Here is a 15,282-nt window from a genome sequence, read left to right as displayed (position 1 = left end):
GCCATCGCCGAAAGTACTGCAGCGCCAGGCTGTGGGAGGATAGGGCGTCGCGCTCGCGGAGGATGCTTCCTTTACATCGCAGGCCCCCGGACCATGTCGGCCCGGGGGCCTGCTGCGTGTGGGGGGGCCTGGGGGAGGGCGGCCTTGTACTTCGGCCTTGTGCGCGTTCCGGGGGTCGTGTTTATTCTGCGCGGGGGAGGCGGGGCTCGCCGGGGCGAGGGTATAATGAAACGCTAAGCATGGTATTTGCGTGCTTTTGATAACGAGGATGGAGGAACGTCTGGTGAGCGATAAGGCGCAAGAGGCAGCGAAGGTGGCCGCATCCGCGATACGCGACGAGGCCAAGCTCGGCGAATTGACGGAGGCTCTGTCGGGAGGATCGCGACGCGCCCGTCAGAACGCCGCATCGGCTCTCGCCATCGTCGCCAAAGAAGCGCCTGAAATGCTCGTTCCCCAGGGGTCGGCGTTCGTCGATGCGCTCAACCGTCCGGAAGCGCAAACGCGCTGGGAATGCCTTGATATCCTTACCGCACTGGTGGATTACGACTCGCGCACGTGCGACAAGGCCGTGCCGGGTGCCGAGGCTGCGCTGTTCGACGAAGAGAGCGGCCCGGTGCGCCTTGCGGCGATGCGCTTCCTGTGCAAGCTGGGTGCCACGACGGAGAACCGTTCCGAGAAAGTCTGGCCGCTTATCGACGAGGCCATCCAATGCTGGCATGGCGACTTGGAGTTCCAGGATATGCTCGTGGCGGTTGTCGACTTCTCGGCCGGCAAGCTTGCTTTGCGGGTGAAGGAAGAGCTGCGGGATCGCATGAAGTTCGACGCGGAGAACGGCAAGGGGGCGCTCAAGCGCCGTGCCCAGCAGATCGTCGAGAACGTGCAGGCCGACTAGCCTTCACCTCCCCTTATTTTCTGGCGGTTCTCAATCCGCCGCTTTTCGCGTCTTCCCTGTTGCCCCTGCGAGGACGGCATCGGGAAAGCGGGGGCGCGGTATACTGCGCCACCCATCCGGGCGGTGACGTGGAGATTGTCGGTGCCATGCGACGCGTGACGAGCGCAGGGCGCAGAAGGCAAATAACGCCGTCTTCGGCGAGCGAGTACGAGAGGGAGGCGCGACGGGACGGGCGGGAGCCGGCCCTCGCGCGCGAGGGCCGCCCTGGGGCGGCGGATTGGAGTCATGCATGACTGACGAGGCCAGCCGTTTTGCCGACACGCTCGAAGTGGGCGGCACAACCTACACCTACTATCCGGTGGCGGGCGTTCCGGGTTCGGAGACGCTTCCCTACGCGCTGACGGTGCTGCTGGAGAACGTGCTGCGCAACGCCGAGAGCCCGGAGGCGGCCGAGGAGCTGGCCGGGCGCATCGTGGCGGCAGGCAACGCGGGCGAGGTGGGCAGCGAGGTGGAGTTCTCGCCGGCGCGTGTGCTGTTCCAGGACTTCACGGGCGTGCCGGTGTTCGTGGACTTCGCAGTCATGCGCGAGGCGTGCGCCGAGCTGGGCGGCGATCCGGCGAAGATCAACCCGCAGATCCCCTGCGATTTGGTGATCGACCACTCGGTCATCGCGGACGCGGCTGGCTGCGCCGGCGCGCTCGCGCAGAACATGGAGCTGGAGTTCGCGCGCAACAAGGAGCGCTACGACTTCCTGAAATGGTCGCAGCAGAGCTTCGACAACGTGCGTATCGTGCCACCGGGGGCGGGCATCTGCCATCAGCTGAACATCGAGCAGTTCGCGCACGTGGTCATGACGTCGGATGATGCGGGAGTGGCGCGGACAGATGGCGAGCGCCCAGTGGCGTACTTCGACACGCTTGTGGGAACCGATAGCCACACGCCCACGGCGAACGGCATCGGCGTGCTCGGCTGGGGCGTGGGCGGCATCGAGGCCGAGGCTGCGGCGCTCGGCCAGCCCATCACGACGCTCGTGCCCAAGGTGGTGGGCGTGCGCCTGACGGGCGAGCTCGCCGAGGGCGTGGCGGCCATGGACGTGGCGCTGACGTTCGCCCAGATGCTACGCGAGAAGGGCGTGGTGGGCTCGTTTGTTGAGTGCTTCGGGCCGGGCCTCGCCAGCCTGAACGTCACGCAGCGCACGTGCATTTCGAACATGACGCCGGAGTACGGCAGCACCTGCACGCTGTTCCCCGTGGACGACGCGACGCTCGAGTACCTGCGCTTGACCGGTCGCACCGAGGAGCAGGTGGCGCTCGTGGAGGCGTATGCGAAGGCGCAAGGCAACTGGCACGACCCGGACGCCCCGGCGCGCACGTACGCCGAGGTGATCGAGCTCGACCTGGGCTCCGTGGGCCGCTCGCTCGCCGGTCCGTCGCGCCCGCACGACCGCATTCCGCTGGAAGGCGTGCAGGAGCGCTTCCGCGCCGTGTGCGATGAGCGCGGGCTCGACCGCGGCAAAACCGTGGAGGTGGAGCTGGGGGGCGAGGCCCATGCGCTCGGCCACGGCGCGCTTGCCATCGCGGCCGTGACCAGCTGCACGACGGCCACCGATCCGCGCATGATGCTGGCGTGCGGCCTGGTGGCCAAGAAGGCCGCCGAGGCGGGTCTTGCGCCCAAGCCGTGGGTGAAGACGGTCCTCGCCCCGGGCAGCAAGGCCACCGAGCTTCTGCTCGAGCGCGCCGGGCTCATGGAGGGCCTGCGGGCGCTGGGCTTCTACACCTGCGGGTTCGGATGCATGAGCTGCATCGGCAACTCGGGACCCATTCTGCCGGCGCTGCATGACGTGGCCAGCGACATCGAGCTGGCGAGCGTGCTTTCCGGCAACCGCAACTTCGAAGGGCGCATCTCGCCCGACGTGTCGCAGAACTACCTGGTCGCCCCGGCCATGGTGATCGCCTACGCGTTGGCGGGCACGATGGACGTGGACTTGGCGCACGACGCGCTGGGGTGCCGCGAGGACGGCACGCCGGTGCGCCTGGCCGACATCTGGCCGAGCGACGAGGAGATCGACGCGCTGGTCGACGCGCAGGTGAACCGGGCGTTGTACGAGGACGGCACCCGCGGGCTCTACGACGGCGATGCGGCCTGGCAGGCGCTCGGCAGCGAGCCCGCGGGCACGTTCGCCTGGGATGACGCGTCAACCTACGTGCGGCGCGCGCCGTACTTCGACGGCATGCGGCGCGAGCCTTCGGCTCCCGAGCCCATCGTGGGCGCCCGCGCGTTGGCGCGGCTCGGCGACTTCATCACCACCGACCACATCTCCCCCGCGGGCTCCATCGCGGCCGACTCCCCGGCGGCGCGCTACTTGGAGGAGCGTGGCGTGGCGCCGGCCGACTTCAACACGTACGGCGCACGGCGCGGCAACCACGAGGTGATGATGCGCGGCACGTTTGCGAACGTGAAGCTGCAGAACCTGCTGGCCGAGGGGAAGAAGGGCGGCTGGACGCGCGACTTCCTGGCAGACGAGGTGCGGCCGCTGTTCGATGCGGCCATGGACTACGAGGCTGCGGGCGTGCCGCTCGTGGTGGTGGCTGGCAAGATGTACGGCAGCGGGTCGTCGCGCGACTGGGCGGCGAAGGGCCCGGCGCTCCTGGGCATCCGCACGGCGTTCGCCGAGAGCTTCGAGCGCATTCACCGGTCGAACCTCATCGGCATGGGCATCCTGCCGCTGCAGTTCGCGGAAGGCGAGAGCGCCGAGAGCCTAGGGCTCGACGGCTCGGAGCGCTACACGGTGGCGCCGATCGACTTCTCGGCGGGGCTGCCCGTGCCGCGCGAGGTGGAGGTGACGGCCGAGCGGGCGGACGGCTCGACGGCGACGTTCAAGGCGACCGTGCGCGTGGACACGCCCACGGAAGGGCGCTACTACGAGAACGGCGGCATCCTGCCCTACGTGCTGAGAAGCCTATTGTAAAGACGAGGTAACGGTGGCGCCCGGTTGCGATGAGCAAGCGGGCGCTTTGCCGTATAATGGAGTGTTAATTCTAGCAATCGAGGGATACGGAAAGGGATGCCGTGAAACAGACATCCGGAATCGATGCGCTGCTTGAAGCGCTCAGGCAATCGGGGATCAACGTGGACGGGCGCTTCGACGCCGACGCGGAGGCCCCTTCGGACGGTGCGGGTCGCGCCGGCAGGGGAGGCGGCGGAGGCTCGCAGCCGCCGCACGTTCACGTTGAGGTCCCGTTCGCGGACCGTATGGCCGCGTGGGGCAAGAAGGCCCTTATCATCGCCGCCATCGTTATCGTGCTGGTAGGCCTGGCCGCCTACTGGTGGTTCCACCCGCCCATCAACATCCATTCGACGGACACCTGGATGTTCGTGGCCGTGTTCATCCTGCTGCCGCTGTTCCTGGTGTTCTGGAGCCGTTCGCACAGCTACAAGGAGGGCACCGCGAAGGTCGAGGCGAACCCGGGCAAGGCGAAGGCGTTCAAGTTCGCGAGCTACGTGCCGGTGGCCGTGGCCGTGCTGGGCGTCTTGGGCGCCGTGATGTCGCTCTCCATCTTCCCCGGCAACGCCGAGAAGTACGCCACGGTGCTGCAGACGACGGAGGACAACTTCGCGCAGGACATCAAGGAGGTGAACTACTCGGAGATCCCCGTTATCGACCGCGATTCGGCCGTGCTGCTGGGCAACCGCGAGATGGGCTCCATCCCCGAGTACGTGAGCCAGTTCGAGATATCGCCGCTGTACAGCCAGATCAACTACCAGAGCTCGCCGGTGCGCGTGAGCCCGCTGGGGTATGCGGACCTGTTCAAGTGGTTCACGAACCGCGAGGCCGGCATCCCCGCCTACGCGCTGGTGAACATGACGACGCAGGATGCGGAGATCGTGCGCCTTGAGGACAACCCCATCCATTACTCCGAGTCCGAGCCGCTCGTGCGCAACATCGACCGCCACGTGCAGCTGAGCTACCCCTTCTATATGTTTGACCAGAAGTCGTTCGAGATCGACGACGAGGGGCATCCCTGGTGGATCTGCCCGGTGCAGTCGCGCACCATCGGCCTGTTCGGCGGAACGACCATCCAGCGCGTGGTCATGGTGGACGCCACGACGGGCGAGACGCAGGACCTGGCCATCGAGGACGTGCCGCAGTGGGTTGACCATGCCTACCCGACCGACCTGCTGCTCGAGCAGTACAACTGGTCCGGCAAGTACAAGGACGGCTGGCTGAACTCCGTGTTCGGGCAGAAGAACGTGGTGCAGACCACGCCGGGCACCGACGGCAACCTGGGGTACAACTACATTGCCAAGGACGATGACGTGTGGGTGTACACGGGCGTGACCTCGGCCACGGCTGACAACTCCATCGTGGGCTTCGTGCTGATCAACCAGCGCACGGCCGAGTCGCACTTCTACCCGGTGGCCGGCGCCACCGAGGAATCGGCCATGCAGTCGGCCGAGGGCCAGGTGCAGAACTTGCGCTACCAGGCCACGTTCCCGCTGCTCATCAACGTATCGGGCCAGCCGACGTACTTCATGGCGCTGAAGGACAACGCGGGGCTCGTCAAGCAGTTCGCCATGCTGGACATCCAGCGCTACCAGAACGTGGCCGTGGGCAACACGGTGGCCGAGTGCCAGAAGGCCTACCAGGCCCTGCTCGCCACGAACGGCGTTCTGGCCGAGTCCGGCGTGGACACGGGCGCGGTTGAGAAGCAGGGTACGATCGCACACATCGCCCAGGCGGTGGTGGAAGGCAACTCGCACTTCTACGTGAAGCTGGACGACGGCAGCGCCATCTACGACTTCGCGCTTCCCGGGTTGATAGAGATCGTGGGATACAAGGAGGGCGACGCCATCACGTTCACGTACGTGGAGGCGGAGCCGACGAACCCCGTGGAGGAGATTGTCAGCGCCGACGGCGCGAAGGCCGGTAACGGGGCCGACGCCGCGAAGGAGGCGGAGAAGGAGGCCGACGCCACCGCGGACGCGAAGGGCGACGCGGCGTAGCGCTTCGACGGCAGAATGCTTGCTCGGGAACCCCCGCGATCGGGGGTTCCCGTGGTTTTCGGGCGAGAAGGCAATCGATGGCCCGGGGAGCACGGAGCCCGGGGAGCGCGCCAGAGGGCGGAGGGCGGGCTTTTCCGTGTTTTGGGTTGACAAATGGCGGAATGGTGGCAAAATATAACGGTTACTTCTTCGGGAGTACGACGTATAGCTAGTTCCGCTGCCCAAGACAGCTGGCACCGAGAGGTTTAATCGCAGGGATGCGGCCCGCCGAGGTGGTTGTATAAGTTTCGCGCTTAGACGACCCCTGCTGTCATGAGACGGCGGGGGTCGTTCCTTTTTCTTAGGCGACGATCCCAGACGAGGGAGCGGAACCCGAGTTTGAGGAAAAGGAGGTGTACTACATGCCCAACGTGAAGAACCAAGAGACGCTTGCCAAGATCAAGGAGGATCTCGACGGCGTTTCCGCTGTGTGGGTCGTGGACTACTGCGGCCTGACGGTGAAGGACATCCAGGCGTTGCGCGTGGCTATCCGCGAATCCGGCGCCAGCATGAAGGTGTACAAGAACACCCTGATGCACATCGCCCTGGACGAGGCCGGCCTGCCCACGCTCGACGATATCCTGGAGGGTCCGAGCGCGTTCGTGTTCGCCGGTGCCGATGTGGCTGCTGCCGCCAAGGCCGTGAAGACGTTCGCGAAGACGAACCAGAACCTGGAGATCAAGGGTGGTTTGATGGAAGGCGAGCAGGTTTCCGCCGCTCAGGTGGAGGCTATCGCTTCTCTCCCGTCCCGCGAAGAGCTCCTGGCTCAGATCGCCGGCGCTATCTCCGGTGTTGCCCGCGGCCTTGCCGTGGCGCTCAACGGCGTGCCGAGTGGTCTGGCGCAGGTCACGAAGGCCGTGGCCGACCAGAAGGAAGCTGCTTAACCGCAGCGTAGGCGGCGCGGCGAGCGCTGCCTGACGATAGGCAAAACACACCGGTCGGGAAGGACCCGGCCGCTTTGAAAGGAAACGAACATGGCTGTTACGCGTGAAGAGATCATCGAGGCCCTCAAGGAGATGTCCCTGCTCGAGGCTTCTGAACTGGTGAAGGACATCGAGGAGACGTTTGGCGTTTCCGCCGCCGCCCCCGTGGCCGTGGCTGCTGCCGCTCCTGCCGAGGGTGGCGCTGCTGCCGAGGAGAAGACCGACTTCGACGTCGTGCTCGAGGGCTTCGGCGACAACAAGATCGCCGTCATCAAGGTTGTCCGCGAGATCACGAGCCTGGGCCTGAAGGAGGCCAAGGAGCTGGTCGAGGGCGCCCCGAAGCCGATCCAGGAGGGCGTTGCCAAGGACAAGGCCGAGGAGATCAAGGCCAAGCTCGAGGAAGCCGGCGCGGCCGTCACCCTCAAGTAAATTGGTTCCGGCGGCCTGACGGCCATCGAGACTGCTTGAAGAGAGACCCCCAGACCTGGGGGTCTCTTACTGTCTGGCGGGATGCGCGTTACGTGCGGCGGGTTGTCGCGCTTAAGATGGTTTCGCCTTACTGACGGAATGGCAACGGTTCGCACGCGCTTAGGGCGCGCGCGTATATAGTAGAACGCGCTAACTGACAGACTGCGCGTTAGCGCAGCTGATGAGGATAGGAGGGGCGCTATGCAGGCCGGTTACTTCAATGCCGCTTGGCATGATATAAAGAATTCGCCCGGCTGGTTCGGCAAGCTGCTGGTGCTGGGCCTGGTGAGCCTTGTTCCCATCTTCGGGTGGATCGTGGTGGCGGGCTACCTGTACGGCTGGGCGCGCGACATCGCGTGGGGCGTGCATGCGCCGCTGCCCGCCCATGTGTTCGGCAACGAGGACGGGCGGCTTTACAGCCGCGGGTTCTTCGTGCTCGTAATAAGCTTCGTGTGCTCGCTCATTCCCTGGGCGGTGGAATTGGTGGGGTCTATCCTGACCGGAGGCTCCTTCGGGATATGGTCGGGCTGGGGCTATCATTCCGGGTTCCTGTCGTTCCCGCTGGGCCTTGCCTCGGGCCTTGTCGGCATGGTGTTCTTCGCCCTGTCCATTGCGGCGTACCTGTTCACGGCGTTCTTCACCTGGGTGGGCTCCATGCGCATGAGCATCTACGGCCGGCTTTCGGCCGGATTCCAGTTCGGCAAGATCTGGAGCATGCTGCGCCATGACTTCGTCGGGATGCTGCGCATCCTGGGCATGGCCGTGCTGATGGCCATTGCGACGACCGTGGTGGTGACCATCCTCATCGTGGTGGTGGTATTCCTGTGCGTGGCCATAGGATTCGCGGTCACGGGCGGCAACCTGAACATCAACTCCAGCCGTTTCGATGCGGCTATCGTCGGCATGGTGTTCGGGGTTGGCGGCGTGGCGATCGTGCTCTCGCTGCTGGCGGGATTCGCGTCCATGGTGGTGGCCGTGTTCTTCACGGCGATGATCGCGCGGGCGCTGGGCTACTGGACGCAGCAGTTCAACGTGCCGGCGTGGCGCGGGCAGGACGATCCGATGCCGTTCGAGCTGGCAGGCGCTGCGGGCGGGCCCGGCGGGGGCGGACAGCCGCCGTACCAGCAGCCGCCGATGCGCTGAGGTCCGAACCGCCCGGCCCCTTAGGCCCGAGGGTAGGCCGTCCGCTTGCCGCGGCCCGGGAACGGGCTTGCCGAACCCCCTTCGACCTGCCGGTCGGAGGGGGTTCTTCTTCGGAAGGGCTGCCGCACGCGCGCTCGGGCGCTATACTGGTGCGCGAGACGCACGCCGCCTAGGGGCGCGCTGCGCGTATTCGGGGGAAAGGGGCAGGCTATGGAGTACGGGGAATTGAAAGAGCAGATCGACGGTTTGGGCGAGCGGCAGCGCCGGGGATGCGCCCGCGTGCTCTCGCTCGTTTCCCTTGGGGGCGGGGTACGGCCCGAGTTTCGAGGGCACTTGGACGGTGCGTCGACGTATCGCGAGTTCTTCGAGGCGCTCTACCGCGACGACGACCTGCGTTTCACGCGCGCTTGGGCCGCTTGGGCGAAACTGGACGGCAAGCAGTGGGTCGGGCGGTTCGAGCCGGTGCGCACGTCGGCGCGCGTGCCGTTCGGCGGCCGCGGGATGCCCGTTGTGCTCTCCGGTGGCACCATGCTCGTACCCCTGGCCGGCCATGGGAAGCAGGCGCACGTCCTGGAGTTCGAAGACGGTGCCTTCAATGAAGACGCGGCAACGTACTTCACGTCCATCGAGGGCGCCTTCACGTGCGCCGAGATGGCGTTCGAGGGCATCTACGACGTGTTCACGAGCGGGAACGCGGTGCTGTTCGAGCGCTGGGCCCTCAACGAGAAGGGCGCCCGCGTGAAGGCGGCCCAGCTGGCGCAGAAGTACGGCCTGACCGGTTGACACTGATGCGGCGGGCCGGTCGGTCCGACAAGCTTAGAACAGGCGGTTGCGCCGCTGCATGGACAGCACCGCCTTCACGCCGAGGAGGGCGAACGCGGCGATGGCCACGGCGCCTGCCGCGCCGCCGGCGATGAGTCCGCTGACGACGGCGATGCCGCTTTCGGGCGGGCGCGCTCCTCGATCCTCCTTGCATGGAACAGGCGGCTGCGAGGGGCGGTCGCCCTCGGCATCTTGGTGCGCGGCTTCGGTGCGGTCCGGATGGTCGGCTTTGCCGGTGCTTGAAGGCCGATCGGCCCGGTCGGCTCCCTGTGCGTCGCGGTCGCCCATGAGGGTGTCGAGCCCCCGGCCCAGGGCGGTGGGGCGTGCGGCGTTGTCGTCTCGTGCGGTCATGATCGCTCCTTTCCTGTAAGGTTCGCGCGGTGCCCGCAGGGCGAAGCTCCCTGCGGCTCGGGCGCGTGGAGCGCTCACGATACCGGCTGCGCACCGCCCTGCAGCGGACGGCCGCGCGGCGTGAACGGCGCGCCTTCCATCCGTTACGGGCGGTTCCCTTTCTAAAGCGTCCGCGCGGGCGATGGCGGTGCAGCCTCGGGCTGTTCTCGCTTCGGTTGGACGGCGGGTGGATTATCATGGGAGGGACGTTCGGCCGGGGAAAGGGGTGCGGCGGTGGGCGAGAGGAAGGGCTCGGGGATGATCGAGATGGACGAGGCGTTCTTCGAGCGCGTGTATGCGCAGGTGCGATGCGTGCCGGCGGGTTCGGTGTGCACGTACGGGACGATTGCCGAGCTGGCGGGGTATCCCAAGGCGTCGCGCGAGGTGGGCCTGGCCATGAGCCGCGTGCAGAGCGCGTGGAACCTGCCGTGCCACCGCATTGTGAACGCCAAGGGAACCCTTGCGCCCACCTACGCGTTCGGCGGCCAGCGCGTGCAGCGGCAGCTGCTGGAAGACGAGGGCGTGGCGTTCGTGGACGACGAGACCATCGATATGGCGCGGCATCGCTGGCCGCCCTGCGATGAGCCGGGTGGGCCCGAGCAGCTGGCGCTGCCGCTGGGATAGCGGCGGGCCCCGGTACGGGAAGGCTGCTGGCACGGCAGGCGCGGCACGCACGGCGGCGCGCCCCGGGTGCTGGCGAGTACGTGAAGGGAGGCCCGCGGGCCTCCCTTCACACGGACGGTGATGGTATGCTGGTTCGGACTTTCGGCAGAACGAATCAGCAAGGAGTCCTCCGTGCCGTACAAGGTGAACGACCCCGACGCGCCTGAGCGCCCCGTCATCGATGACGAGCAGTTGAAGCGCATGATGAACGCGAAAACGCCCGGGTTCTTCGAGCGCAACCGGTTCCGCCTGGTGACAATCGTGCTCATTGCGCTCAATGTGATCGTGTTCGCGGCCGAGGCGGCCATATCGCTGCTGGCCGGGGCGCGCATGGGGGTCTCGCTCGACATCCCCACGCGCGTGCTCGTGGACATGGGCGCCATGTACGCGCCGCTCGTTCAGGCGGGCGAGCTGTTCCGGTTCGTCACGCCCATGTTCCTGCACATGGACCTCATGCACCTGGGCTTCAACATGGTGGCGCTGTTCAGCGTGGGCGAGGTGCTGGAGCGGGTGCTGGGGCGCGGCAACTTCCTCGCGCTCTACTTCGTGGGCGGCATTACGGGCAACGCCGTGTCGTATATGGCCGACGTGCTGGCAGGCGGGATGCCCACCGTGAGCGCGGGCGCATCGACGAGCGTGTTCGCGCTGTTCGTGGCCGTGGCGCTGCTCGGCGTGCTGCACAAGGGCAACCGGCATGTGTTCGCCCAGTACAGCAAGAGCATGCTCACCATCATCGGCATCAACGTGGTGTACACGTTCCTGGTGCCGGGCATCTCCGTGAGCGGGCATTTGGGCGGGGCGCTGGGCGGGCTCATTGCCATGTTCATGATTCCAGCGAAGAACCTGCGTGTGCCCCTGCCCGCTCGGGTGGTGGTGGCGGTGCTCTGGGTCGCGGCGATGGCGTGGGTGGTCGCGTCGCCGTGGGTGCTCGGCGCCTAGTCTTCCCCTCTCTTGCCCTTGCGCGCGTCCTCGTTCGCGGCGCGGCGGGCGCTGTAGGCGCCCAAGCCGGCGGCTGCGGCTAGCCCGGCAACGCCGAGCACGCCCAGCCCCAAGGGGTCGCCCGTTTTGGTAAGCGGCTTGGGCTTTGCGGGATCGTCCGGCTTCACGGGGTCGACGGGGTCGTCTCCCAGTATCTCGTAGTTGTTCGGGCCGAAGAAGTCCAGCGTGGCCGTGGGGTCGAAGGCGAATGCCGCCGCCGCAGCGTTGTCGAGGTGGTCTATGATCTCGACGCCTTCAGGAACGACTTCTGCGAACGGTCCTTCGACGGTGGTGCGCGCGGACTCCAGGAAGGCATGCAGCGTGCGCTGCTCGGTCTTCCAGTCCGCGGGAACGTTCATGCTGGCGGAATACACGCGATCCTGGCCGGGCAGCAGCACGCCGTTCACGTTGAACGCGTCGCCCGTGACGAAGCCTTCCTCGTCGGCGTACGTTGGCGCGCCGTCGCTTTCGAAGCCCGTTTCCATCATGTTGATGATGGTCTGCATGGTGTCGCGCGTGAAGTCGATGGTCACGGTGTCGACGGGGCTTCCGGACTTTTCGGCGTTGTCGTAGATGCTTACGGTCACGCCGTCCACGCACGTTGATCCGGTGTTGATCACGCGCACGGAAAGCGGAGCGGGCTCGCCGGCGGCTACGAAGGGGTTGTCGCAGGCGCAACCTGCCAGCTGCACGCTCTGCACCCAGGGAATGCTCGTGAACCACAAGTCGCTCGTGCTGTTCGCCACGTCGCGGAAGTTCGTGTACAGAAATGCGAGCGACCCCTTGGTGCCGCTTGTGCCCACGATGCCGTCGGCGCGGTTCTTGAGCTTTGCCAGCGGGAAGGGCGGCGTGAACACGTTGCCATAGCGCTTTGCCGCCATGATCTGGAACGTTTTGACCGGATCGCCCGAACGCGGCTGGACGGTGCCTTGCGCGTCGTACTTCGGGCGGCCCTCGCCTTCTTCCACCTGCGTCCAGAACAGGTGCTTGCCGTCGGCTGAGGCACCGAACGATTCATGGTCGAAGCGCTCGATGGACACGTCTTGGACCGAGAGCTTGCCGTCGTTGCCAAACGTTGCCAGGCGCAGTTTTCCGGCGTCGGTGTACATGAACGTAGAGAAATCCAGCCAGGTGATGTCCACTTCATGATCCTGCGCGATGTCGACCACCGTCGAGGCGTACCGCAAGCTTGCCGCTGCTTCCAGGCGGTAGCGCCCTTCGCTTTTGAACTGGCCGGCGTAGGGGACGCTGAAGGAGTGCGATTCCAGGTGGGTTGGCGTGGATATGGTGCTCCAAGGCGTGCCGTCCTTGCGCTTGATCAGCGCGCGCTCGAGTTCGAGCCCGGCTTTCTTCTCGAACAGGATGGCGCCGATGTAGCGTTCGTTGGAGAACACGGTGGGGTTGCTTCCCGACCCGCAGCGGGCTTCGAAGGTGGCCATGCCCTTTTTATCGCCTGCGCTTATCTGCGGCTTGGTCAAGCACGGCGCGTGCCCTTCGATGGGCTTGGGTAGGAAGGAGCGCTGCGTATTGCGGTGGTAGAGGTACTTCCCTCCGCTTTGCTGCAGGGTGTAGTCCACGATCGTCACCATGTTGGTGAGGCCGGCATCGGCGATGGGCGTGTTGTCTCCGTTGGGGCGCAGCGACGATATCACGACGAGCGCAAACCCGTCGCTGAACGGCACGATATCGAAGTCCACGTCGAACAGGTCTTTGCGCGCCGGGGGGTTGTCGCTCACGTCGCTGAAGCCTTCGTCGACCAGTGCCAATCCGGCTTCTTCGACTCCCTGCTTAAACGCGCGGGCGTCTTCGCTGAGCGCATCGTCGGCGCCCCCGATGAAGGCGCTGGCGGCTGGCTGGTCGCCTTGGCCGGAGGGCGTGTCGTAGCCGATGACGATCTGGAAATCAAGCACCTCCGGCTTGCTCCACACGGTGCCGTCCAAGTGGGAGACGGTCACGCGCGTGCGGACGGCGCCGCCGTCCAGCTTGACGGACGCCAGGCGCAGCATGAGCTGCGTTTTCCAGCACGGGATGATCTTCACGCGCGGGTCGGACAGTACGTTTTTGAACACCAGCTGCTCCACAAGCGGTTCTGCTCCCAGCTCGCTCATGCCGCTGATCCCGAACCCGTCGACGCTTGCGCCGGTCCAGGATTCGGCATCGTAGGAGAACTCCGCCGAGCCTTGCGCGGTGGTTGCGCCGTTGAATTCCGCCGTCTTGGCCAGCTCGCCTTCGGTGACGATGTTCCAGCTGCTGTTTGCTTCGGGCAGGCCGTACCCCAGCGTTGCGGGCTCAAGGCCCGCCGGCGCCGCCGCTGCGTCGAAATCGCCCGGTTCCAGCTTGCCTTTCCAGTTGTCCAGAATGGGCGGGTCGTCCCAGCGGTTGTCGTAGACGGTGTGCGTGACCTTGTAGAACAGGAACTGGCCGGTCACCGTCACGGCAGCGTAGGCGGTGAGCACGATGTGCGGCTGCGGTTTGTCCAGGGTGTGGACGGTGAACGTGGTGTCCACACCGGCACGACCGGTCGCGCCGACCGAGACGATGTCCTTCACGCCGATGCCGGCGGTTACGCTCATGCCGATGTCCACGTTGACGGTGAGCGGTTCGCTCGACTTGCCCGACCAGGTCATCGTGGAGAAGTCCAGCCCTTTCATGCGCGTGAGGAAGGCGAGCTGGGCGTTGGCGTTGATGCCTATCCCGAAACCGATGAACACCGGAGCCGGCCCCAGCATCAGCTGCTTTGTCACCTCTTTGGAAAACCAGAAGGACACGGTGAACTGCGGTCCCATTTCCCAGGACTTGTCGTTGGTCTTCCAGTCGTATCCGCCGACGGCAAGCGCTTGAAACGACATTCCGATGCTTGCCGTTTTGAGCTTGTCGCTGGTTCCCAGCCATGAGTTCTTGTCTTTCTTGTGCCGCTTGCAGGCGTCGTAGCGTTTTACGGCGGCGTCGAAATCGCTCTGCATGTTGGCGCGATGCTCGGCCATGGTCTCGTTGTTGTAGGTTTTCCAGGTGCCTTCGACCTTCTCGCCGTTGACCGTCTCGTAGGCAACCGCCACGTTCAAGCCGAACCACGACATGCCCCAGAGGTCGAAATGGTAGGAGATGGGTAGACTGCCGACGCCGGGATCGAATTCAAGACCGCCGACCAAAGGTATGCTGTTGGGCAAGGTGAGCGTGAGGGGCCCGCCCAGGACGTTCTCGCCCGGATCGGTGCCGTCGCCTGCATCGCTGCCGTTTTTGCTCGCGCCGTTTTCTCCCGGCACCACGCCCGCTTTTCCCTCGGTGGGCTTGTCGATGGGCGCGGTCTTGAACGCCAGTCGCGTGTTCACTCGGTAGGATTTCCTGCCGTCCAGGTAGACGGTCAGGTACGTGGCGTAGCCCGCCATGTCGGTGTCCGCGCAGTAGGCGTAGGGTATGTCGACAACGGCCACGCCGTCTTTGACGCTGGCCTTTCCCGTGACGCCTTCCATGAACCAGCCCTTGTTGAACAGTTCCACCTTGACCTGCTTGGCGTTGGGCGCCACCACCTCGCAGCGCACGGTGTGCTTGTCGGGGATGGCGCGGGTGCTGGGCATGGTGCAGGGGAAGTACTGCATGTCGAAGCCTTCGTACGTGCAGGCGCGCAGATACGAGGACTTCCCGTCGTGGGGCTGCGTTGCTGCAACGAAGAAGCGCGCGCCTTTTACGAGGATGCGGCCCGTCTTGAACGTGCGGTAGCCGTCCTTGGTGACTTCGATGCTGCCCCAGAAATGGTAGGTAGGCGGCTTGTCGTCGTTGTTGGCGATCGCTAACGCGGAGATATCGGCGAAGATGGCCTTGCCGCGTTCGTCGCTGACGGCCTCGACGGACGTGTTCGTGTACAGCGAGGTGAGCACCACCTTCGCTCCGGACACGGCAGCGGCTTGGGCGAACCCGCCGTTTGCATCGATCGCGTTTCCGGTTAGATCGCTTACCAGAAAC

11 protein-coding genes are annotated in these 15,282 nt (G+C 65.7%); 9 read left to right on the top strand and 2 right to left on the bottom strand.

Annotated features, from left to right (window positions below):
- Positions 1 to 283: 283 nt before the first annotated feature.
- The 7 genes from C1877_RS14140 to C1877_RS14110 all read left to right on the top strand — a co-directional run bounded on the left by C1877_RS14140 (position 284) and on the right by C1877_RS14110 (position 9,252).
- Complete coding sequence (locus C1877_RS14140; RefSeq protein WP_049784177.1) at positions 284 to 892, top strand: hypothetical protein; 609 nt, start codon at positions 284 to 286, stop codon at positions 890 to 892.
- A gap of 289 nt (positions 893 to 1,181) precedes the next feature.
- On the top strand, positions 1,182 to 3,860 hold the full coding sequence (gene acnA / locus C1877_RS14135) for an aconitate hydratase AcnA (protein ID WP_114569455.1): 2,679 nt from the start codon (positions 1,182 to 1,184) through the stop codon (positions 3,858 to 3,860).
- Positions 3,861 to 3,961: 101 nt separating this feature from the next.
- Complete coding sequence (locus C1877_RS14130) at positions 3,962 to 5,896, top strand: putative periplasmic lipoprotein (RefSeq protein WP_114569454.1); 1,935 nt, start codon at positions 3,962 to 3,964, stop codon at positions 5,894 to 5,896.
- A 401-nt stretch (positions 5,897 to 6,297) separates the two neighbouring features.
- Complete coding sequence (gene rplJ, locus C1877_RS14125; RefSeq protein WP_041240603.1) at positions 6,298 to 6,819, top strand: 50S ribosomal protein L10; 522 nt, start codon at positions 6,298 to 6,300, stop codon at positions 6,817 to 6,819.
- A gap of 90 nt (positions 6,820 to 6,909) precedes the next feature.
- Positions 6,910 to 7,287, top strand: a complete 378-nt coding sequence (rplL, locus tag C1877_RS14120; RefSeq protein ID WP_015540270.1) for a 50S ribosomal protein L7/L12 — start codon at positions 6,910 to 6,912, stop codon at positions 7,285 to 7,287.
- A 240-nt stretch (positions 7,288 to 7,527) separates the two neighbouring features.
- Positions 7,528 to 8,469 carry a DUF4013 domain-containing protein gene (locus C1877_RS14115; RefSeq protein WP_015540271.1) on the top strand — a complete coding sequence of 314 codons (942 nt, stop codon included), beginning with the start codon at positions 7,528 to 7,530 and terminating at the stop codon, positions 8,467 to 8,469.
- A gap of 210 nt (positions 8,470 to 8,679) precedes the next feature.
- Complete coding sequence (locus tag C1877_RS14110; protein WP_041239695.1) at positions 8,680 to 9,252, top strand: hypothetical protein; 573 nt, start codon at positions 8,680 to 8,682, stop codon at positions 9,250 to 9,252.
- A gap of 33 nt (positions 9,253 to 9,285) precedes the next feature.
- Here the strand turns inward: C1877_RS14110 and C1877_RS14105 are convergent, their stop codons facing one another.
- Positions 9,286 to 9,642: a hypothetical protein gene (locus tag C1877_RS14105; protein WP_015540272.1), complete on the bottom strand. Its 357-nt coding sequence runs from the start codon at positions 9,640 to 9,642 to the stop codon at positions 9,286 to 9,288.
- A gap of 273 nt (positions 9,643 to 9,915) precedes the next feature.
- Here C1877_RS14105 and C1877_RS14100 point away from each other — a divergent pair, with 273 nt between their 5' ends.
- Together C1877_RS14100 and C1877_RS14095 are read left to right on the top strand one after the other, a co-directional pair.
- Positions 9,916 to 10,305, top strand: a complete 390-nt coding sequence (locus C1877_RS14100; protein WP_197533107.1) for an MGMT family protein — start codon at positions 9,916 to 9,918, stop codon at positions 10,303 to 10,305.
- A gap of 171 nt (positions 10,306 to 10,476) precedes the next feature.
- Positions 10,477 to 11,283: a rhomboid family intramembrane serine protease gene (locus C1877_RS14095; RefSeq protein ID WP_114569453.1), complete on the top strand. Its 807-nt coding sequence runs from the start codon at positions 10,477 to 10,479 to the stop codon at positions 11,281 to 11,283.
- Here the strand turns inward: C1877_RS14095 and C1877_RS14090 are convergent.
- Positions 11,280 to 15,215, bottom strand: coding sequence for a hypothetical protein (locus C1877_RS14090; RefSeq protein WP_147274566.1), 3,936 nt, complete (start codon positions 15,213 to 15,215; stop codon positions 11,280 to 11,282). The genes C1877_RS14095 and C1877_RS14090 overlap by 4 nt on opposite strands.
- Positions 15,216 to 15,282 lie beyond the last annotated feature (67 nt).

Origin of the sequence: Gordonibacter pamelaeae (genome assembly GCF_003340385.1) — a bacterium.
GTDB lineage: Bacteria > Actinomycetota > Coriobacteriia > Coriobacteriales > Eggerthellaceae > Gordonibacter > Gordonibacter pamelaeae.
The sequence above is the reverse complement of the archived record's forward strand: the minus strand, read 5'-3'. Positions and strand labels throughout refer to the sequence as shown.

Excerpts from the sequence above, each read along its gene's own strand:
- acnA (WP_114569455.1), top strand. The coding sequence starts at position 1,182 with ATGACTGACGAGGCCAGCCGTTTTGCCGACACGCTCGAAGTGGGCGGC.
- rplJ (WP_041240603.1), top strand. The coding sequence starts at position 6,298 with ATGCCCAACGTGAAGAACCAAGAGACGCTTGCCAAGATCAAGGAGGAT.
- rplL (WP_015540270.1), top strand. The coding sequence starts at position 6,910 with ATGGCTGTTACGCGTGAAGAGATCATCGAGGCCCTCAAGGAGATGTCC.
- C1877_RS14115 (WP_015540271.1), top strand. The coding sequence starts at position 7,528 with ATGCAGGCCGGTTACTTCAATGCCGCTTGGCATGATATAAAGAATTCG.
- C1877_RS14110 (WP_041239695.1), top strand. The coding sequence starts at position 8,680 with ATGGAGTACGGGGAATTGAAAGAGCAGATCGACGGTTTGGGCGAGCGG.
- C1877_RS14105 (WP_015540272.1), bottom strand. The coding sequence starts at position 9,642 with ATGACCGCACGAGACGACAACGCCGCACGCCCCACCGCCCTGGGCCGG.